The organism is Streptomyces piniterrae (assembly GCF_005048155.1).
GTDB lineage: Bacteria > Actinomycetota > Actinomycetes > Streptomycetales > Streptomycetaceae > Streptomyces > Streptomyces piniterrae.
Map to the genome: position 1 here is coordinate 387,409 of NZ_SUMB01000005.1, position 14,392 is coordinate 401,800.

Annotated in this window: 13 protein-coding genes and 1 riboswitch; of the genes, 11 read left to right on the plus strand and 2 right to left on the minus strand. The window is 70.9% G+C overall.

The features are described 5' to 3' along the window. Nucleotides 1-22: 22 nt before the first annotated feature. Nucleotides 23-1,228 (minus strand): ornithine--oxo-acid transaminase, encoded by a 1,206-nt coding sequence (rocD, locus tag FCH28_RS18015; RefSeq protein ID WP_136741056.1) that lies wholly within the window; start codon nucleotides 1,226-1,228, stop codon nucleotides 23-25. Between the two features lie 152 nt (nucleotides 1,229-1,380). Next, nucleotides 1,381-1,471: riboswitch (ZMP/ZTP riboswitch) on the plus strand. A 57-nt stretch (nucleotides 1,472-1,528) separates the two neighbouring features. Between rocD and FCH28_RS18020 the strand changes: the two genes are divergently transcribed. From FCH28_RS18020 to FCH28_RS18035, 4 genes are all read left to right on the plus strand, one after another. After that, entirely contained in the window at nucleotides 1,529-2,803 is a 1,275-nt protein-coding gene (locus FCH28_RS18020) for a serine hydroxymethyltransferase (RefSeq protein ID WP_136741057.1), read from the plus strand. A 178-nt stretch (nucleotides 2,804-2,981) separates the two neighbouring features. Beyond that, nucleotides 2,982-3,992 carry a tryptophan--tRNA ligase gene (gene trpS / locus FCH28_RS18025; RefSeq protein ID WP_136741160.1) on the plus strand — a complete coding sequence of 337 codons (1,011 nt, stop codon included), beginning with the start codon at nucleotides 2,982-2,984 and terminating at the stop codon, nucleotides 3,990-3,992. A 185-nt stretch (nucleotides 3,993-4,177) separates the two neighbouring features. Then, complete coding sequence (locus tag FCH28_RS18030; protein ID WP_136741058.1) at nucleotides 4,178-4,759, plus strand: 2'-5' RNA ligase family protein; 582 nt, start codon at nucleotides 4,178-4,180, stop codon at nucleotides 4,757-4,759. A gap of 177 nt (nucleotides 4,760-4,936) precedes the next feature. Continuing rightward, nucleotides 4,937-5,953, plus strand: a complete 1,017-nt coding sequence (locus tag FCH28_RS18035; protein WP_136741059.1) for a YihY/virulence factor BrkB family protein — start codon at nucleotides 4,937-4,939, stop codon at nucleotides 5,951-5,953. Nucleotides 5,954-5,979: 26 nt separating this feature from the next. Here FCH28_RS18035 and FCH28_RS18040 read toward each other — a convergent pair whose 3' ends face one another. After that, nucleotides 5,980-7,245, minus strand: a complete 1,266-nt coding sequence (locus FCH28_RS18040; RefSeq protein WP_136741161.1) for a D-alanyl-D-alanine carboxypeptidase family protein — start codon at nucleotides 7,243-7,245, stop codon at nucleotides 5,980-5,982. 355 nt (nucleotides 7,246-7,600) lie between these two features. On the opposite strand from FCH28_RS18040, the gene FCH28_RS38150 reads away from it, so the two are divergent. The 7 genes from FCH28_RS38150 (at nucleotide 7,601) to FCH28_RS18075 (ending at nucleotide 14,391) form a co-directional block, all read left to right on the plus strand. Then, on the plus strand, nucleotides 7,601-7,891 hold the full coding sequence (locus FCH28_RS38150; RefSeq protein ID WP_169314191.1) for an SCO4848 family membrane protein: 291 nt from the start codon (nucleotides 7,601-7,603) through the stop codon (nucleotides 7,889-7,891). A gap of 33 nt (nucleotides 7,892-7,924) precedes the next feature. Then, nucleotides 7,925-9,247: a metallophosphoesterase gene (locus FCH28_RS18050; protein ID WP_136741060.1), complete on the plus strand. Its 1,323-nt coding sequence runs from the start codon at nucleotides 7,925-7,927 to the stop codon at nucleotides 9,245-9,247. Nucleotides 9,248-9,506: 259 nt separating this feature from the next. Further along, nucleotides 9,507-9,818 carry a hypothetical protein gene (locus FCH28_RS18055; protein ID WP_136741061.1) on the plus strand — a complete coding sequence of 104 codons (312 nt, stop codon included), beginning with the start codon at nucleotides 9,507-9,509 and terminating at the stop codon, nucleotides 9,816-9,818. 51 nt (nucleotides 9,819-9,869) lie between these two features. Continuing rightward, nucleotides 9,870-11,306 carry a hypothetical protein gene (locus FCH28_RS18060; protein ID WP_136741062.1) on the plus strand — a complete coding sequence of 479 codons (1,437 nt, stop codon included), beginning with the start codon at nucleotides 9,870-9,872 and terminating at the stop codon, nucleotides 11,304-11,306. A gap of 112 nt (nucleotides 11,307-11,418) precedes the next feature. Further along, nucleotides 11,419-12,612 (plus strand): S8 family peptidase, encoded by a 1,194-nt coding sequence (locus tag FCH28_RS18065; RefSeq protein ID WP_136741063.1) that lies wholly within the window; start codon nucleotides 11,419-11,421, stop codon nucleotides 12,610-12,612. A gap of 350 nt (nucleotides 12,613-12,962) precedes the next feature. Then, nucleotides 12,963-13,376 (plus strand): hypothetical protein, encoded by a 414-nt coding sequence (locus tag FCH28_RS18070; RefSeq protein WP_136741064.1) that lies wholly within the window; start codon nucleotides 12,963-12,965, stop codon nucleotides 13,374-13,376. Between the two features lie 169 nt (nucleotides 13,377-13,545). Continuing rightward, nucleotides 13,546-14,391, plus strand: coding sequence for a hypothetical protein (locus FCH28_RS18075; RefSeq protein ID WP_246102954.1), 846 nt, complete (start codon nucleotides 13,546-13,548; stop codon nucleotides 14,389-14,391). Nucleotide 14,392 lies beyond the last annotated feature (1 nt).

The window sequence follows — 14,392 nt, forward strand, 5'->3', positions numbered from 1 at the left end:
GCACCTGCCCGCCACCCCCGCATCACGCCTCCAGCACCTCCCGCAGCCGCTCCAGCCCCCAGTCCAGGTCCTCCTTGCTGATCATCAGCGGCGGTGCGATCCGGATCGTGCTGCCGTGGGTGTCCTTGACGAGGACGCCGCGCGCCATCAGCTGCTCGGAGACGGCCCGGCCCGTGCCGCGGGACGGGTTGACGTCCACGCCCGCCCACAGCCCGCGGCCGCGTACCGCGTCCACCGCGCCGTCGCCCACCAGCAGGCCCAGCTCGCGGTGCAGATGCTCGCCCAACTCCGCCGCCCGCTCCTGGAATTCGCCGGACCGCAGCATCGCGATGACCTCCAGGGCCACCGCGCAGGCGAGCGGGTTGCCGCCGAACGTCGAACCGTGCTCGCCCGGTGCGTACACCCCCAGCACCTCGCGGGAGGACACCACCGCCGACACCGGCACCACACCGCCGCCCAGCGCCTTGCCCAATACGTACATGTCGGGGACGACGCCCTCGTGCTCGCAGGCGAAGGTCCGGCCGGTGCGGCCCAGCCCCGACTGGATCTCGTCGGCGATGAACAGCACGTTCCGGGCGCGGGTCAGTTCCTGCACGCCCGCCAGATAGCCCGGCGGCGGCACCAGCACGCCCGCCTCGCCCTGGATCGGCTCCAGGAGCACCGCCACGGTGTTCTCGTCCACCACCGCCTCCAAAGCCGCGAGATCGCCGTACGGGACGATCTCGAAGCCGGGGGTGTACGGGCCGAAGCCGTCGCGGGCCTCGGCGTCCGTGGAGAACGAGACGATGGTGGTCGTCCGGCCGTGGAAGTTGTTGTCCGCGACGACGATCTTCGCCCGGCCGTCCGGTACGCCCTTGACCTTGTAGCCCCACTTGCGTGCCGTCTTCACGGCCGTCTCGACCGCCTCGGCGCCGGTGTTCATCGGCAGCACCATGTCCATCGAGCACAGCTCGGCCAGCTGCCCGCAGAAGTCGGCGAACCGGTCGTGGTGGAAGGCGCGGGAGGTGAGCGTGACCCGTTCCAGCTGGGCCTTGGCCGCGCCGACCAACCGCGGGTTGCCGTGCCCGAAGTTCACCGCGGAGTACCCGGCGAGCATGTCCAGGTAGCGCCGGCCCTCCACGTCCGTCATCCAGGCACCCTCCGCGCTGGCCACGACGACGGGGAGCGGGTGGTAGTTGTGCGCGCTGTGGGCTTCGGCGGCGGCGATGCAGCGTTCCGTGGTCGTCACCGGTGACTCCGTCCTGTCAGGCCGTTCCACGGCCGTACGGGCGCAGACGGCGCTGCGCCCGCTTCCATTGTTGCGCCGGCCGGGCACTCGCGCTCCGGCCGACGCCGTGCTCCAAGTGATCACCCGAAACCGGGCGATCACCTAAACTCTGTGGTGCGCACCGCGACTGGCGTACGGGGAATGAACCCCGAGGGAGCGGTGTGCGGCCACCCTCACGAGGTGCCGCCCGCCTGGGCACCCCGGGACCACGACCGGACCACCGATCGACCGCCCCCGGAGGACGCCATGTCACAGCCCCATATGTCACAGCCCCTTTCCCATCCCGCGCTGGCCGCCGCCGACCCCGAACTGGCCGCCCTCGTCGGCGCCGAGGAACAGCTCCAGGCCGACACACTGCGGCTGATCCCCAGCGAGAACTACGTCTCCACCGCCGTCCTGGAGGCCACCGGCACCGTCCTTCAGAACAAGTACAGCGAGGGATACGCGGGCCGTCGCTACTACGAAGGCCAGCAGAACATCGACCGCGTCGAGACGCTGGCCGTCGAGCGCGCCAAGGCCGTCTTCGGCGTCGAGCACGCCAACGTCCAGCCGTACTCGGGCTCGCCCGCCAACCTCGCCGTCTACCTGGCCTTCGCGCAGCCCGGCGACACCGTGATGGGGATGTCGCTGCCGATGGGCGGCCACCTCACGCACGGCTGGGGCGTCTCGGCGACCGGCAAGTGGTTCCACGGCGTGCAGTACGGCGTACGGGCCGACAACGCGCTGATCGACTTCGACGAGGTCCGCGACCTGGCCATCAAGGAACGCCCGAAGATCATCTTCTGTGGTGGTACGGCCGTACCGCGCACCATCGACTTCGCCGCGTTCGCCGAGATCGCCCGCGAGGTCGACGCGGTACTCGTCGCCGACATCGCGCATATCGCCGGCCTGATCGCGGGCGGCGCCCACCCGTCCCCCGCACCGCACGCCGACGTCATCTCCACCACCACCCACAAGACCCTGCGCGGCCCGCGCGGCGCCATGCTGATGTCCCGCGCCGACCACGCCAAGGCCATCGACAAGGCCGTCTTCCCCGGCCTCCAGGGCGGTCCGCACAACCACACCACGGCCGCCATCGCGGTCGCGCTGCACGAGGCGGCCGCGCCGTCCTTCCGGGAGTACGCGCACGCCGTCGTCGCCAACGCCAAGGCGCTCGCCGAGGAGCTGCTGGCCCGCGGCTTCGACCTGGTCTCCGGCGGTACGGACAACCACCTGGTGCTGATCGACCTCACCTCGAAGGACGTGCCGGGCAAGGTCGCCGCCAAGGCCCTGGACCGGGCCGGCATCGTCGTCAACTACAACACCGTCCCCTTCGACCCGCGTAAGCCCTTCGACCCGTCGGGCATCCGCATCGGCACCCCCTCGCTCACCTCCCGGGGCCTGGGCACGGACCGGATGCCGCAGGTCGCCGAGTGGATCGACCGCGGCGTCACGGCCGCGCGGACGGGCGACGAGGCGGCCCTGACGGCCATCCGCGGCGAGGTCGCGGAGCTGATGGCGGGGTATCCGGCGCCGGGGCTGCCGACGGGCGACTGAGCCGGGGGAGGGGGCGGCGAGGGGCAGCGCGCAGGCCCCTCGTCCGCCCTCCGCCTCGCCCCGGAAGCCCCTGGGCCGACCATGCGCCGGGGTGCGCGCGCGGACCTGAGACAATCGGTCCATGGCTCTCGATCGCCCGCCCGTCGCCCACCACCGCCCCAAGGGGAATGGCTCCGCCATGCAGCGTCCGCCTCGTGTGCTCTCCGGCATTCAGCCCACCGCCGGCTCCTTCCACCTCGGCAATTACCTCGGCGCCGTCCGCCAGTGGGTGGCGTTGCAGGAGTCCCACGACGCCTTCTACATGGTGGTCGACCTGCACGCGATCACCGTCCCGCAGGACCCGGCCGAACTGCGGCGGAACACCCGCGTCGCGGCCGCCCAGCTGCTGGCCGCCGGCCTCGACCCGGAGCGCTGCACGCTCTTCGTGCAGAGCCATGTGCCCGAGCACGCCCAGCTCGCCTGGGTCATGAACTGCGTCACCGGCTTCGGCGAGGCGTCCCGGATGACCCAGTTCAAGGACAAGTCGGCGAAGCAGGGCACCGACCGTACGACGGTCGGCCTGTTCACCTACCCCGTGCTGATGGTCGCCGACATCCTGCTCTACCAGGCCGACCAGGTCCCGGTCGGCGAGGACCAGCGCCAGCACCTGGAGCTCACCCGCGACCTCGCGGACCGCTTCAACACCCGCTACGGCGACACCTTCACCATCCCGAACCCGTACATCGTCAAGGAGACGGCGAAGATCTTCGATCTTCAGGACCCGTCGATCAAGATGAGCAAGTCGGCGTCCTCGCCCAAGGGGATCATCGACCTCCTCGACGAGCCCAAGGTCACCGCGAAGAAGATCAAGAGCGCCGTGACGGACACCGACACGGTGATCCGCTTCGATCGCGAGCAGAAGCCCGGCGTCAGCAACCTCCTGAGCATCCTCTCCACGCTCACCGGCACGGAGATCCCCAAGCTGGAGGCCGACTACGAGGGCAAAGGCTACGGAGCGCTCAAGACCGACCTCGCCGAGGTGATGGTCGATTTCGTCACACCGTTCCGGGACCGCACGCAGGAATATCTGGACGACCCGGAGACCCTGGACTCGATCCTGGCCAAGGGCGCCGAGAAGGCCCGCGCGGTGGCCGCCGAGACCCTCGCCACCACGTATGACCGGCTCGGATTGCTGCCGGCGAAGTACTGACGGGACGTCCCGCGAGGCCGGCAACGGGCGGCCTCGCGGACGGCCCAGGGCCCCGCGCCCCCGCCCTCGGGGGCTCACGGGCCTGCGTATAACAGGACCGACGACGCTCCCCGGATCGGGCGCGCACCCTGCACACTGAGAGCAGTGCGTGAACGCGGGCCGGGAACAGCAGGAGGGAGAACTCAGTGGGGACCGTAACGCTGGGCGTTTCGATCGCGGTCCCGGAGCCTTACGGAAGCTTCCTCCAGAGGAAGCGCGAGGGCTTCGGGGACCCTGCCGCACACGGCATCCCCACGCACATCACCCTCCTCCCGCCGACGGAGGTACCCGCCGACGCGCTGCCCGACGTCGAACGGCACCTCGCCGAGGTGGCGGCCTCCTTCCGCCCGTTCCCGCTCCGCCTCGAAGGCACCGACACCTTCCGCCCGCTCTCCCCGGTCGTCTTCGTCAAGGTCGCCCAGGGCGAGGCGGGCTGCACCGCGCTCCAGGCCCGCGTCCGCGCCGCGTCCGGGCCGTGCGCCCGCGAGCTCCAGTTCCCGTACCACCCGCATGTGACCGTGGCGCACGGCATCGCCGACGAGGCGATGGACCGCGCGCACGCCGAGCTCGGCGACTTCTCCGCGACCTGGACCATCGGCGGCTTCGCCCTGTACGAGCAGGGCCCGGACGCGGTGTGGCGGCTGGAGCGGGAGTACCCGTTCGGGACGCAGACGGCCGGCGTCCCGCGCCAGGCGGATCTGTCCCGGCCGCCGGCGCCGGCTCCGTAGGCCTCAAGAGCCGCAGGGCCGTTCCTGTCGGCGTTGCCGCCGGTGCTCCCGTAGGCGGGGAATCGGCATGCCGTCCGCCGCCTGCCCCCGTTTCCGGGGCATCCGGAAGCTAGTGTTCCTGATCACCGGGACACCTGCCGCCCGGCAGACGGGGCAGGGCGGCGAGAGGGGAACGCCATGGACTGGCTGCGCAGGCTGCCGGTGATCGGACCGGCCGTCGCCTGGCTGATGACCACGCACCTCTGGCGGGCGTACGAGCGCATGGAACGGGTGCACTGGACCAGACTCGCCGCCGCGATCACCTTCACCAGCTTCGTCGCGCTCTTCCCGCTGCTCACCGTCGCCGCCGCGATCGGCGCCGCGGTGCTCAGCGACAGCCAACTCCACACCCTGGAAGCCAGCCTCGCCGAGCAGATCCCCGGCATCTCGGGACAGCTCGATCTCGCCGGCCTGGTCGACAACGCCGCCACGGTCGGGCTGATCGCCGGCGCCCTGCTGCTGCTCACCGGCATCGGCTGGGTCGAGTCGCTGCGCGACTGTCTGCGCGCGGTGTGGGAGAAGGACGAGGAGGACGTCAACTTCTTCCTCAGCAGGCTCCGGGACGGCGCGCTGCTGTTCGGCCTCGGCGGCGTCGCACTGCTCTCGGCCGCCTGCTCGGGCTTCGCGAGCTCCGCCGTCGGCAAGGCCGCCGACGCGATCGGCCTGCAGCACGGCGGTGTCGGCAGCATCCTGCTGTCCGGCGCCGGCTTCTGCATCGCCGTCCTCACGGACTTCCTGCTGCTGGCCTACGTGCTGACCAAGCTGCCCGGCGCGCACCCGCCCAGGCGCGCCGTCATCGTCGCCAGCCTGATCGGCGCGGTCGGCTTCGAACTGCTGAAGCTGCTGCTCAGCGGCTATCTCAGGGGCGTCGCGTCGAAGAGCATGTACGGCGCTTTCGGGACCCCGATCGCGCTGCTGCTGTGGATCAACTTCACCGCGAAGCTGGTGGTGTTCTGCTCGGCGTGGACGGCCACACCGTATGCGGATGGTGAGGGCGAGGGGGAGGAGCCGAAGGCCGCGGGGCCACCGGACGGGGAGGCGGCGGCGCCTGAGGGCGGGGAGGCACAGTCGCCCACGAACGGGGAGCCGGCGGGGCGGGCTGACGGCGCGTCAGGCGGGACGGCCCCGAACCGCACCGGACCGCCCCGTACCTGACGGGACGGTCCGTACCTCTCGGCCGCTCACTTCTGGGGCCGACGCCCCCGCACCAGCTCCGGCAGCGGCCAGCGCCGGTGCACGGCGAGTGCCGCGACGCCCAGCAGCACCAGTGCGCCGCCGGTGATCCCCACGGCCGTCCAGGTGCCGCCCGAGTCGTCGGAGGAGTCCAGCGCCGCCTGGGCCTGCGCCCGCCCGTTCTTCCCGCTGCCGTCTCCCGACCCGTCCGACCCGTCCTCTTCGCTCCGGGGCCCGACGAGCCGGCCCACCGGCTCGACCTTGCCGGACGCCTCGAAGCCCCAGTCGAGGAGCTTGGCGGCCTCCCGGTAGCCCTCGTTGTGATCCTTCTTCTCCGGGTTCATGACCGTGACGAGCAGCTTGCGGTCACCGCGCTGGGCGACACCGGTGAACGTCGACCCGGCGTTCGTGGTCGAGCCGTTCTTCACGCCCGCGATGCCCGGGTACGGCTTTATGTCGTAGTCGCCGCTGAGCAGCCGGTTGGTGTTCTGGATACCGAACTTCGCCCGCTTGCCGTCCTTGCCCTTGTCACCGGGGAACTGCGCGCTGGCCGTCGAGCAGTACTCGCGGAAGTCGGCGTTGTGCAGCCCCGATCGGGCGAACAGGCTCAGGTCGTACGCGCTGGAGACCTGGCCCGGCGCGTCATAGCCGTCCGGCGTGACGACATGGGTGTCGTTGGCGTTCAGCTCCTTCGCGTGCTGCTGCATCTGGACGACGGTGGCCTTCGTGCCGCCGTTCATCGCCGCCAGCGTGTGCACCGCGTCGTTCCCGGAACGCAGGAACACCCCGAGCCACAGGTCATGGACCGAGTAGCTCAGGTTCTCCTTTATCCCGACGAGGCTGCTGCCTTCTCCCATTCCGACCAGGTCGGCCGGCTTGACCGTGTGCTTCTGGTCCTTGGGGAACTTCGGCAGCAGCGTGTCGGCGAACAGCATCTTCAGGGTGCTGGCCGGGGCGAGCTGCCAGTGCGGGTTCTTGGCCGCCAGCACCTTGCCGGAATCGGCGTCGGACACGATCCACGCACGGGCCGTGATCTGGTCCGGGCCCGGCAACTTCGGCGCCCCCGGCGTCTGGTTGACCTGCACGCCCGGCATGCCCAGCCGGTCCCCGCCGACCTTCGACATCTTGGCGGGCGGCGCCGGCGCCTTGGGCGGCCCGTCCTTGGGATCGGCGGCCGCCGTACCGGCCAGCAGCAGCGGGGACGCCAGCAGCGCGGCGGAGGCCAGCGCGGCGACGGAGCGCACCGGATATCCCGCACCCGCCCGGCCGCTCATACCCGTTCCGCCGCCCCTGCCCGTCCCGCTGCCCATACCCGCCATACCCGCCGCCCCGTTGCTCGTATCCGTCTCGCTGCCTGTGCCCGTCCCGCTGCTCGTGCTCGCCCTACGCGCCGGTCTCCCGGCACCGGGAGCCGACGACGTCCCGACGCCCGTGGGAGCCGGAGAACCCGCGGGGTTGCAGGGAATCGCTGAAGCGCAGGAACCCGCTGAAGCGGGGGAAGCCGTGGAAGCAGAGAAGGACATCGGCACGTCGGTGAACGTACCCGTCCGGGCCCCGGAATCAGACAGCACCCCACGGAAGAGTGCCCCTGCCGACCGCCGGATGGAGCCGCTGCCCATACTGGAAGGTATGAAGCTCTCGCGCCCTGTGTCCTGGTTCCTGCTCGCCTTCGGGGCGTGGAGCTGGGTCATCTGGATCACTTTCGTCAAGAATCTCTGGAAGGACGGGAGCGGTCTCGCCTTCGACGACGCGGGTGACCCGACCGCCTACTTCTGGGTCCATCTGCTGCTCGCGGTGACGTCCTTTCTCTTGGGGACGGCGATCGGCGTGATCGGGTTCCGCGGAGTACGGGCCCTGCGCCGGGAGAAGCCGCACGACCCGGACCACGGCGACCGGCCCCCCGCCTCCTCCGCCACCTGAGGCACGGGCACGGTACGGGCACGGGGAACCGCCGTGACCTTCGCTCTGGTCCTCGTCCCGGTCCTCGGGCTGTTCGGCGCGGTGCACGGCTATCTGTGGTGCCGGCTCGTCCGGGACACCACGACGCCGGGCAGCCGGCCGCGCCGGGCGGGCACGGCCGCGGCCGTCGCCCTTCCGCTGACCGGCCTCGCGGCCGTGCTCTCCGGCCCCTCCGGCGCCCCCTTCGCCGTCCAACAGGCGCTGGCCTGGCCCGGATACCTGTGGCTGGCGCTGGTGCTCTATCTCACACTGGCGCTGCTCGCCGGGGAGGCCGTACGGCTGGTGTGGCTGCGGTGGGCGGGGAGGCGCGATGCCCGGCAGGACCAGCCCCCGCAGCCGACGGAGTCCGCCGCCGGGCCCTCCTCCGCTGCCTCCTCCACGACCTCCTCCACGACCCCCTCCGCTGCCTCTGCCGCGTCCGCCGCAGGTGATCGGGAGCCGGCTCCCACCCTCCTCCCGCCCGGCGCCCACGCCCTGCCGCCGCCCGCCCACCCGCCCCGCCGGCTCTTCGTCGCACGGGCGGTCGCCGCCGGCGCGACCCTGGCCGCCGCGGCCACCGTCGGCTACGGCACCACGACGACGCTGCGCGGCCCGCGCGTAGTGCGCGTCACGGTGCCGCTGGCCAAACTGCCGCGCGCCGCCCACCGCTTCCGTATCGCCGTGGTCAGCGACATCCACCTGGGCCCGATCCTCGGCCGCGCACACACCCGGCGCATCGTCGAGACGATCAACCGGACCGGCCCCGATCTGGTGGCCATCGTCGGCGACCTGGTCGACGGCAGCGTCACCGACCTCGGTCCGGCCGCCGAACCACTGCGCGACCTGCGCTCCCGGCACGGCGCGTACTTCGTCACCGGCAACCACGAGTACTACTCCGGTGCCGCCCAATGGGTCGACCACGTAAGGGAGTTGGGCATCACGCCCCTGGAGAACGCGCGCACCGAGCTGCCCGCCTTCGACCTCGCGGGCATCAACGACCTCGCGGGCGAGCGCGAGGGCACGGGCCCCGACTACGCACGGGCCCTGGACGGCCGCGACCCCGCCCGCGCCGTCGTCCTCATGGCCCACCAGCCGGTCACCATCCACGAGACCGTCCGACACGGCGTGGATCTCCAGCTGTCCGGCCACACGCACGGCGGCCAGATGTGGCCCGTCACCTACCTGGCCGCGGCCACCAATCCCACCCTCGCCGGACTCGAGCGCTACGGCGACACCCAGCTCTACGTCACCCGCGGCGCGGGCACCTGGGGCCCGCCGGTACGCGTCGGTGCGCCACCGGACATCACGGTCGTGGAACTGGCCTCCCTGAGGGCGTGAAGCGCCGCCCCGGAGGGAAGTGGAGGGCCCTCCGATGGGTAGATGGTGTGCCTGAGGGGTACTTGGTAACGGACCGTCTACAAAGTACGGTCGCATTCTGCCGCGAATCGGACAGATCACGACTTACGATCTTGCTTTTCCGACCGCCAACTCCCTAGTCTTTATTGTCTTTAGGCTGCCCTTATTGTGGCGGCCGCACGGGGCGACACGAGGACGCAAGCGGGGCGCGCGGGGCAACGCGGGGAACGGGGAGAGCGGTATGAGCAAGCAGTTCAAGGTCGATCTCGAAGAGCTGGACAGCGTCGTGCGTCAGCTCAAGCGTCTTCAGGCCGACATGGATGAGCCCAGCCAGAAGATGAAGTACAGCACGACCATCCCGAAGTCGGCATTTGGGGTCAATTTCATCGAATGCGGGGATCTGGCCGGTGCCCACGACGACATGCAGAACTACATGTCGCAGGTCATCACCGCGCTCCAGGGCCTCATCACCAAATTCGGCGAGAAGACGGAAGCCAGCCGGGGCGCTTACGAGGACCAGGAGCATGGTGCCAAGGTCTCGATGAACGGCTGATCGGTCGGCGCTGGAGCAGGGACGAGAGGATGACGATGAAGGGGGGCCGGCGTGGTTGACGCCAGGCAGGAGTACGAGTCCGCCAAGGCGATGGAGAAGCAGCGGAAGGACGAGGAGCGGAACGAGCGACTGAAGTCGTTCAAGGGCCAGCACCTCACGCCTACTTCGCCTTCCGACTTCCATCACCACGGCATCAACGATCTCCGGGCGATGATCAAGCACGCCAACCCCGGGGCGATCGAGACGTCCGGCCAGCACTGGCGCGCCTCCGCCGACCGGCTCGCGGGCGAAGACGGGCGTGGCGGCATCCGCAAGTCCTTCATGGACGCCGTCGACCACGCCTCGGCGCACTGGGAGGGCTCGGCGGCCGAGGCGTTCCGCCGGGAAGCCGGCAAGGTGCTCGAGAAGATCGACCGGACGTACGGGCACTCCCGGAACGTCGAGCGGTCGCTGATCGGTTCACGCCAGTCCGGGGCGCAGGGCAGCGTCGCGCACAGCCTTCGCGAGGCCCAGAAGGCCATGTCGAACATCCATGACCCCGGCACCATGGACAAGCTCAAGGACGACAAGGGCGACGACAGCCAGTTCCACCGGGACATGGCGAACCCGAAGATGGACGCCCGCATGGCGCTGGAGCTCAACCGGGACAATCTGTCCCTGAGCAAGGAGCGTCAGGTCGAGGCGGTCATCGTGATGGATGAGCTGGCGGCCAATTACGCGGCTCACACCAGTGGATTCCGCGACGGCCCTGGTGAGCCCCCGGGCGGCGGTGGGGACTGGCCGACGTCGCCGAAGGACCTCAAGCAGCAGCCCCCGGTGAACATGCCGGACACGAGCGCTTCACGGCCGGATCCGTCGAACTACCAGCCGAAGATGCCCAACGGGATCGGCAACCACGCCGTCCCGCCGGGCTTCGGCGGGCCCAACATCAGCCGTCCCGACGTGCCCGTACAGACCGGACTCGACGGTGTCGCCGGCGGGACGATGACCCCGCCGCCCAGCGCCGGCGCCATCGGCGGCGGAGCGGGCGTCGGACATGCCATCCCCTCCGGAGGCGGAGACGGTGCGATCGGCGCGGGCGCCATCGGCATGGTGGGCGGCATGCGCGCCGGCGGCGGAGGTATGCGCGCCGGCATGCCCGGTGCCGGCGGTATGCGTGGCGGCGGCGCCGGTGCACCCGGCGCCGGCAGCGGCAAGGCCGGTGCCAAGGCCGGCGGCGCCAAGGGCGCGCAGGCGCGTACCCGTGGCGGCGTGGTCGGCAAGCCGGGCGGTCCCGGGGGCGGTGCCAAGCAGGGCGGCTCTGGACTGCACCGCAGCCGTGGCGGTAAGAAGGCCGGGCAGGTCGGCGCGCCGGGCGCCGCCGGCGCCAAGGGCAAGGGCGGCCGCGAGGAGCAGGAGCGCAGCAGCAAGCAGCGCCCCGACTACCTGGTGGAGGACGAAGAGACGTGGACGCCGCAACGTAATGTGGCCCCTCGCGTCATCGAGTAGGCCGGCGATACCGTCGCACGGCGGCCAATGAGGATGGCCCCGCACCTGATGTGCGGGGCTTTTCCTCGGTGGAACACCGCCGCCCGGAGAGCAGAGCAAGAAGGAGCGAGGCATGAGGGTCACCCGAACACTGCGCGCGACGGTGGGTGCTGCGCTGACCGGAGCGCTGCTGCTCACCGCGAGCGGCACCGCGTCCGCGGATCAAACGCGCAAGGATCTGTGGCCGTTGGAGGCGTTCGGGGCCCAGGATCTGTGGAAGGAGGCCACCGGCAAGGGTGTGACGGTGGCCGTGCTGGACAGCGGATTCCGTACGACCCATCAGGACCTCAAGGGCCAGTTCCTTCCCGGACCGGACTTCGGGCCGGCGCAACAAGCCGAGGCAGCCAAACACCCCAAGCGCCCTGACGAAAACGTCCGCGATCACGGCAGCGCGATGGCCGGGATCATCGCGGGCCACGGACATGGCCCGGGCGGATCCGAAGGCGTCAAGGGACTGGCTCCCGACGCCAAGATCCTCCCTGTCCCGACGTACAACAACAACGGGCTGGCCACACGGTGGGCCGTGGATCACGGCGCTGACGTCATCAACATGTCCTACGGCGGAAGCGTCCGGGACGCCGACATGTGCGAATCCATCCACTACGCCCTCGAAAAGGGCGTAGTGGTCGTGACCGCCGCGGGCAACGACGGCTGGTCCAAGAAGAGCTATCCCGTGGGCTGCCCGGGAGCGATCGGTGTCGGATCGGTCGACCAGTACGGTGAGTCCTCCGACGACAACAACTACAACTCCGACATGGATCTGCTCGCACCCGGCGTGCGTATCCCCACCGTGAGGGGCGCGAGCGACTCGGCATACGAGACGGCGAACGGCAGCTCGTCCGCCTCGGCTTACGTTTCCGCCACCGCTGCCCTCCTCAAGGAGAAGTTCCCCGACCTCACCCCCGGCCAGATCGCCAACCGCCTGGTGAAGACGGCGGGTCTCGCCAAGGCAGAGAAGGCCAAGGGCCTCAAGCTCCCGGACGCGCACTACGGCTACGGCTTCATCCAGCCCGGCCCCGCGCTGCGGAAGGACATCCCGGCGGGCCCGGCGGACGGCCCGCTCGCGATGCCGAAGGGCAAAGCCCCGCAGACGGGCGTCGTGCCCGGCGCCGACAAGGGCCAGGACCCCAACCCCCCCATGGGCGCCAAGGACAAGCTCATGCTCTACGGCGGCATCGGCCTCGGTGCGCTGCTCGCCGTCGGCATCGTGATCGGCATCGTGGTGGCCGCCCGTCGCGGCAAGAACCGCAACCAGTCCTGGGGCTGAGCCGACCCCCTCGCACCACCTATAGGAATTCGCAGCCCAGGGGCCGCGCGGAGCACCGCGCGGCCCCTCGCTGTCCCTCCCTTCGTCCTTGGCGGTGCGCTGCCCGCCGTGTGGACGCCGCCGCCCTCGCGCCACTCGCCCGTGGCGTGGCCGGCAGCCGCCGTGGTCGTCATCCGCGCAGCGTCATGGTGCAAAGCCGGGAGCGCCAACGGGCCTGGTAGGGGCGGTCGTTGGGGATCCCGCTGGATGGGTCCCGCCCTCAGTCGCGCCGGCTCCGCCTGCCACAATGGAGATCGCGACCGGTTGGGTCGGACCGTCGGCCCGGCAGCGACGGAAACAAGGAGTGAGCCATGCCTCCCTTGAGCGCACGTGCCCCCAGGACCGCGGCCTACGCCGCCGCCGTGGCCGTCTTCCCCTGGGTGCTGGGTGTGCTCATGATGTCCCTCTTCTCCTCCACCCCGGACGACTGGCTCTCCGTATCGACGCTCGCGCTGCCGACCGCGGTGTTCCTGGCCCTCTTCGCGATCCGGCTCATACGCAGGGCGGAGCCGCGCTGGATGACGGTGGCGATCGACACGGTCGCGTACACGGTGATCCTGCTGGCCGACGGCATCGTGCAGGCCGCGGTGACGGGCGATGCGGCGCCGGTGGACGCCGGGTTCGTGCAGCTCATCTTCGGGCTGCTGTTCACCCTCACCATCCCGGCCACCCTCGCACTCTCCGCCCTCCTGTCGAAGCCGCTCCTGCGCCCCGGGCAGAGCTGACGTCCCGTCCTGCCTCCCTCCCCCCAGCGTCCAACTCGCCACCCCCACAACCGATTTCACTCCAACCCCAGCCTTCCCGCGTGTCTCGCTTGCGGCGGCCGGTGCGCGGACGGATCCTCGTGTGCACGCCGTTCGGGGGAGCGGCAACGCCTGAGCACCGGGGGATGACGTGCTACGAGTGCACTTCACCGCGCAGGATCTGCTCCGTACGAGAGTGGCCGACGGGGCCGACCCGCTGTGGGAGACCGTGCTGAGCCTGCACAGCCTGCGGGAGAAGCGGTCCGAGCCGGCGCTGGCCGCCTGGCGGCAGCATGCGGTGCGGCACGGCCCCGGCCCGCTGCGCACCCTGTTGCCACTGGTGCCGCAGCAGGGCTATTTCCCCGACTTCCTCACCCCGTTCGAGGCCTCGTACGGGGTCGAGCCCGGTCTTGAGGCCGTGATGAGCACACCCCGCGAGCGACTGCGCGCCGAACTGGCCCAACTGGCCGGGCAGCGGCCGCTGCCGGGGTGGGCGCGCAACATCGCGGACGGCGAACCGGCCGCGCTGCGCCGGCTCGCCCGCAGTCTGCGCACCTACCACCATCTGGCGATCGCGCCGGACTGGCCGCGGATAGCGGAGTCGGTCGGCGCGGACCGGGCGCTGCGGCGGCACGCGCTGTGCGAGTCCGGCGCGGAGGCGATGCTGCGGACGTTCGGGCCGGTGATGCGCTGGCGGCGGCCGGTCCTGGAGGTCGGCTACCCGGTCGACCGGGAACTGCATCTGGCGGGCCGGGGGCTGGTCTTCGTCCCGTCCTACTTCTGCCGTGGGGTGCCGGTGGCACTGGCGGACGGGGAGCTGCCGCCAGTGCTGGTGTATCCGGCGAGCGGACCGGAGACGGCACCGTGTCCCGGAGAAGCGAAAGGGCCCCGCTTCCGTCGAAGGAAACGAGGCCCTTGCTCGCTACTCGCACAGCAACCCTCAATTGAGGAACCCGTACGGCGAGCAGCCACATCCGCGAGAGCGGCGGCGGTTTAGC

Coding starts and splice junctions, on each gene's coding strand:
- FCH28_RS18020 (WP_136741057.1), top strand. CDS start 1,529: ATGTCACAGCCCCTTTCCCATCCCGCGCTGGCCGCCGCCGACCCCGAA.
- trpS (WP_136741160.1), top strand. CDS start 2,982: ATGCAGCGTCCGCCTCGTGTGCTCTCCGGCATTCAGCCCACCGCCGGC.
- FCH28_RS18035 (WP_136741059.1), top strand. CDS start 4,937: ATGGACTGGCTGCGCAGGCTGCCGGTGATCGGACCGGCCGTCGCCTGG.
- FCH28_RS18040 (WP_136741161.1), bottom strand. CDS start 7,245: ATGAGCGGCCGGGCGGGTGCGGGATATCCGGTGCGCTCCGTCGCCGCG.
- FCH28_RS38150 (WP_169314191.1), top strand. CDS start 7,601: ATGAAGCTCTCGCGCCCTGTGTCCTGGTTCCTGCTCGCCTTCGGGGCG.
- FCH28_RS18055 (WP_136741061.1), top strand. CDS start 9,507: ATGAGCAAGCAGTTCAAGGTCGATCTCGAAGAGCTGGACAGCGTCGTG.
- FCH28_RS18065 (WP_136741063.1), top strand. CDS start 11,419: ATGAGGGTCACCCGAACACTGCGCGCGACGGTGGGTGCTGCGCTGACC.
- FCH28_RS18070 (WP_136741064.1), top strand. CDS start 12,963: ATGCCTCCCTTGAGCGCACGTGCCCCCAGGACCGCGGCCTACGCCGCC.